Origin of the sequence: Streptomyces sp. NPDC057654 (genome assembly GCF_042800135.1) — a bacterium.
Taxonomy (GTDB): domain Bacteria; phylum Actinomycetota; class Actinomycetes; order Streptomycetales; family Streptomycetaceae; genus Streptomyces.
This window is the reverse complement of the sequence record NZ_JBHVHQ010000558.1, coordinates 1-5777: the sequence shown is the minus strand read 5'-3', so window position 1 is coordinate 5777 and position 5777 is coordinate 1. Positions and strand designations below refer to the sequence as shown.

Annotated in this window: 1 protein-coding gene and 1 pseudogene; both read left to right on the top strand. The window is 73.8% G+C overall.

The window, feature by feature from the left end; all coding sequences use genetic code 11:
• Positions 1-263 (top strand): annotated as a pseudogene (locus ACFU99_RS30555) (hypothetical protein); the annotation flags it as partial.
• Between the two features lie 34 nt (positions 264-297).
• Positions 298-5777: type I polyketide synthase (locus tag ACFU99_RS30550; RefSeq protein WP_384398167.1), on the top strand; the 5480-nt coding region annotated here is incomplete at its 3' end.

Sequence of the window (5777 nt, the reverse complement as noted above, 5' to 3'; positions counted from 1 at the left end):
CCGAAGGGATCGGCGACCGGCTGAACGACCTGCTGTGCGACTGGATGCGACGCGTCGGCCCGGGCACCGGGCCCCGCGGTCCCCATAACCCTGACGGTCCCGGCGGCCGCCCGCTGGAGTCCGCCGCCGGCCACCCGGCCGACGAGACGGACGCGACGACAGCCCCAGCCGCGACCGCGGCCCCAGCCACGGCCACCGACACGGCCTCGGCCTCGGCCGACGAACTGTTCGCACTGCTCGACGACAACTTCGGCATGGCCTGAGAGACCTGAGAGAGCTGAGAGAGAGCTGACACCGATGTCCGACGCCCAGAAACTGGACGACAAGAAGCTGCTCGACTACCTCAGGCGCGCCACCGCCGACCTCGGCGAGGCCAAGCGGCGGCTGCGGGACGCGGAGGATGCCCGGCACGAGCCGATCGCCGTCGTCGCCATGGGCTGCCGCTACCCCGGCGGAGCCGACACGCCCGAGCGGCTCTGGAAACTCGTGGCCGGTGGCGGCGACGCCATCACGCGATGGCCCGTCAACCGGGGCTGGGACACCGAGGCCCTCTACGACCCCGACCCCGACCGGCCCGGCACCTCCTACACCCGGCACGGCGGGTTCCTCCACGACGCCGCGGAGTTCGACGCCGAGTTCTTCGGCATCTCCCCGCGTGAGGCGCTTGCCATGGACCCGCAGCAGCGGCTGATCCTGGAGACCGCCTGGGAGACCGTGGAACGGGCCGGGGTCGATCCGACCTCGCTGCGCGGGACGCCGACCGGCGTCTTCCTCGGCGCGATGGGCAACGACTACGGCGCGACATCCCGTCAGCTGCCGGAAGTGCAGGGTCTGTTGGACACCGGGACGGCCAGCAGTGTCGTCTCCGGACGCGTCGCCTACACCCTGGGCCTCGAAGGGCCCGCGGTGAGCGTGGACACCGCCTGCTCCTCCTCTCTGGTCGCCCTGCACCTTGCGATCCGGGCCCTGCGGGCGGGCGACTGCTCGCTCGCCCTGGCGGGCGGCGTGGCGGTGATGGCCACGCCCGACGCCTTCGTCGCCTTCAGCCGGCAGCGGGCGCTGTCCGCGGACGGCCGCTGCAAGGCGTTCGGCGCGGGCGCGGACGGCACCGGCTGGTCCGAGGGCGCCGGGGTACTGCTGCTGGAACGGCTCTCCGACGCCCGTCGCAACGGGCACCCCGTGCTGGCCGTGGTCCGCGGCTCCGCCGTCAACCAGGACGGCGCGAGCAACGGCCTCACCGCGCCCAGCGGCCCCGCCCAGCGGCAGGTGATCCGGGCCGCGCTCGCGGACGCCGGGCTGACCGCCGCCGACGTCGACGCGGTGGAGGCGCACGGCACGGGCACCCGGCTGGGCGACCCGATCGAAGCGCGGGCGCTCCTGGCGACGTACGGTCAGGGCCGCCCGGCAGAGCGGCCGTTGTGGCTCGGATCGTTGAAGTCCAACATCGGTCACACCTCCGCCGCCGCCGGCGTGGGCGGCGTCATCAAGACCGTACTGGCCATGACCCACGGCGAACTGCCCCCGACCCTGCACGCCGACGAGCCGACGCCCATGGTCGACTGGACGTCCGGCGCGGTGCGGGTGCTCACGCGGGCGGAACCGTGGCCGGAGACCGGGCGTCCGCGACGCGCGGGCGTCTCCGCGTTCGGCGTCAGCGGCACCAACGCCCACGTGGTCCTGGAACAGGCACAGCGGGTGGAGCCGGCGCAGCAGGCACCCGAGCCGGCTGCCGCCGACACGGCTGACGTCACCGCGCCCCTACCCTCGAACCTCTCGTGGGTGCTCTCCGCCCGCAGCGAAGAGGCCCTGCGCGACCAGGCGCGACGGCTGCTCAGCCACCTGGCGGCCGCCACGCCGACCCCGCCCCACGGGATCGGCCGCGCACTCGCCACGACCCGGGCGGCTCTCAAACACCGGGCCGTCGTCGTGGGCACGGACCTCGACGCACTGACCGCCGGAGTGCGGGCTCTGGCCGACGGCACACCCACCCCGCACCTGGTCCAGGCAGACGTCGAGACATCGGGCCGCACGGTCTTCGTCTTCCCTGGGCAGGGTTCGCAGTGGGTGGGGATGGCTGCTCAACTGCTGGCTGCGGAGCCGGTGTTCGCGGATCGGGTTGCGGAGTGTGGGCGGGCTCTCGCTCCGTTTGTTGACTGGTCGTTGGAGGATGTTCTACGGGCACGGGTTGGTGCTCCGTCGTTGGGGCGGGTTGACGTGGTGCAGCCGGCCTTGTTCGCGGTGATGGTGTCGCTGGCGGCGGTGTGGCGTTCGTACGGGGTGGAGCCGGGTGCTGTCGTCGGTCATTCGCAGGGTGAGATCGCTGCCGCCTGCGTCGCCGGGGCGCTGTCGTTGGATGACGCGGCGCGGGTGGTGGCGTTGCGGAGCAAGGCGTTGCGTGCCTTGTCGGGGCGCGGCGGGATGGTGTCCGTGGCGTTGCCTGCCGCTGAGGTGGGGGAGTGGCTGAGCGACTGGGGCGGTGCGTTGTCCGTCGCTGCCGTCAACGGCCCCGCCTCCACCGTGGTGTCGGGTGACGCGCGTGCGCTCGACGAGTTGCTGGAGCAGGCCGATGCGCGGGAGGTGCGGGCCCGGCGCGTACCCGTGGATTACGCCTCGCACTCCGCTCATGTCGAAGACATTCATGAACAACTCCTTTCTGAATTGGCAGAGCTGACGCCACGCCAGTCCGACGTGCCGTTCTACTCCACCGTCACCGGGGACCTGCTGGACACCAGTGCCCTCGACGCCGAGTACTGGTACCGCAATCTGCGGCACACCGTCGAGTTCGAGAAGGCGACTCGTACCCTGCTCGACGCCGGGTTCCGGTTCTTCGTCGAGCCCAGCGCGCACCCCGTCCTCACCTTCGGCGTGCAGGAGACCGCCGACGCCGCGGGCGTCGCCGACTCCGGGCAGGGGCCCGCCGTCGCCCTCGGCACGCTGCGGCGGGACGACGGCGGCCCGGACCGGATGCTGCTCTCGCTCGGGGAGGCGTGGGCCAATGGGCTGTCGCCCGACTGGCGGCGCGTATTCCCAGACAGCGGGTCCGGCACCGGCAGCGGGCACGTGGCCCTGCCGACGTACGCCTTCCAGCGCAAGTCCTACTGGCTCCAAGACCCCGACGGCGCACGGAACATCGGCACCAGTGGAGCCGGCGGAACGGATCAGGACGGGTTCTGGGAAGCGATCGGCGGCGGCGATCTCGACCGGCTGACCTCGGCCATCGGCGTCGCCCCGACCGATCCGCTGAATGTCGTACTGCCCGCTCTCACGGACTGGCGGGCACGTCGTCAGGAGCGTTCCGTGGTGGACTCCTGGCGGTACCGGCTGGACTGGCGGGCCCTGCCCGAGGGCGCGCCCACAGCGCCGTCCGGCGCCTGGCTGGTCCTGTCGTCGGCCACGGAGGCGGAGCACACCGAGCACGCGGCGGGCGTGGGCTCGGCCGACTGCGTCCGCACCCTGGAGGAAGCCGGTGCCGCCACCGTCCGCCTCCTCCTCACCGAGGCGGACACCGACCGCGCGACCCTCGCCGCGCGCCTGGCCGAAACCATTGACGCGATGGCCGCGCTGGACGCCCCGGTCGACGGCGTGCTGTCCCTGCTGGGCCTGGACGAGAGCCCCCACCCCACCCACACCACCGTCCCCATGGGCACCGCGCTGAACCTGGCCCTGGTGCAGGCCCTCGGCGACGCCGGGGTCGAAGCGCCCCTGTGGTGGGCCACTCGCGGCGCCGTCGCCACCGGCCCCGACGACGGGCCGGTCAGCGCCGCCGCGAACCTGCTGTGGGGCCTCGGCCGCGTGGCCGCCCTGGAGTACCCGCGCCGCTGGGGCGGCCTCGTCGACCTCCCGGAGACCCTGGACGACGCCACCGCCGCCATGCTCTGCCGGACCCTGGCCGGCGGCCTCGGCGACGAGGACCAGGTGGCCCTGCGCGCGTCGGGCTGCCACGGCCGCCGCCTCGTACGGGCCCCGCTCGGCGACACCCCCGCGCCTCGCGACTGGCGACCCCGCGGCACCACCCTGATCACCGGCGGCACGGGCGGCATCGGCGCCCAGATCGCCCGCTGGCTGGCCCGGCGCGGCGCGGAGCACATCGTGCTGGTCAGCCGGGGCGGCCCCGACGCGCCCGGCGCGGCCCAACTGTCCGAGGAGCTCACCGGCCTCGGCGCCCGCACGACCCTCGCCTCCTGCGACGTCGCCGACCTCGACGCGCTGCGCTCCCTGAAGGAGGAGCTGGAACAGGACGGCTGCGAGATCCGCACCGTCCTGCACGCCGCGGGCGGCGGCTCACTGGTGCCGCTGCCCGACACCGACCTGGACGAGTTCGCCGAGACGCTGTACGCGAAGGTCGGCGGGGCCCGCAATCTCGACCTGCTCTTCGACGGCGGCGGGAACGACGGCGACGATGGAGAAGCGCTCGACGCGTTCGTGCTGTTCTCCTCCATTTCCGGGGTGTGGGGCAGCGCCATCCACGGCGCGTACGCCGCCGCCAACGCCTACCTCGACGGGTTGGCCGAGCGCCGCCGCGCCCGCGACCTGGCCGCGACCTCCGTGGTGTGGGGCATCTGGAGCCCCGAGGACGGCGGCGGCATGGCCGCCAACCTCGTCGAGGAGGAGCTGCGCGGCCACGGCATCCTCTTCATGCCGCCCCCGGTGGCCATCACCGGGCTCCAGCAGGTGCTGGACCACGACGAGACCGTCGTGCTCGTCGCCGACGTCGACTGGGACCGCTTCGCCCCCGTCTTCACCTCGGCCCGGCCCAGCCCGCTCATCGGCGAACTCCCGGACGTACGCGCTGTGCTGACGGCTGAACACGAGCCGGAGCCGGGCGGCGCTGAAGGCGGGACCACCGCCGCGCTGCGGAGCAGACTGCGGGCGCAGTCGCCGGCCGAACGGAACCGGACGCTCGCCGACCTGGTCCGTACGCACGCGGCCGGCGTCCTCGGCCACGACTCGCCGGACGCCGTCACACCCGGCCGCGCCTTCCGCGAGCTGGGCTTCGACTCGCTGACCGCCGTCGACATGCGCAACAGGCTCAACTCCGCCACCGGCCTCAAGCTGCCCGTCACCGTCGTCTTCGACTACTCCTCGGCCACGGCCCTGGCCCGCCACCTGGGGACGCTCCTCCTGGGCGACGCGGACGCCGGAGAAGAGGCGGCGGGCGCCGCGACCGCCCCGCCCGTAGCAGCCGCCCCGGTGGACGACGACCCGATCGCCATCGTCGCCATGAGCTGCCGCTACCCCGGCGGCGTACGGACCCCCGAAGACCTGTGGCGCCTGGTGGCGGAGGGGCGGGACGCCGTCACCGAACTGCCCGCCGACCGCGGCTGGGACCTGGACGACCTGTACGACGCCGACCCCGACCGGCCCGGCAAGAGCTACGCGGCGGCGGGCGGCTTCGTCCATGACGCAGGGCGGTTCGACCCCGCGTTCTTCGGGATCTCCCCGCGCGAGGCCCTCGCCATGGACCCGCAGCAGCGGCTGCTCCTGGAGACCTCCTGGGAGGCCGTCGAGCGCGCGGGCATCGACCCGGCCACCCTGCACGGCACCCGCACGGGCATCTTCGCGGGCGCCTCGTACCAGGGGTACGGCGGCAGCATGCGCGACGTGCCCGACGAACTGGAGGGCCTGTTCATCGCGGGCATCTCCACCAGCGTCCTGTCCGGCCGGGTCGCCTACCAGCTGGGGCTCCAGGGGCCCGCGATCACCGTGGACACCGCCTGCTCCTCGTCGCTGGTCGCCGTGCACCTCGCGGCCCGCGCCCTTCGCGCGGGCGAGTGCAC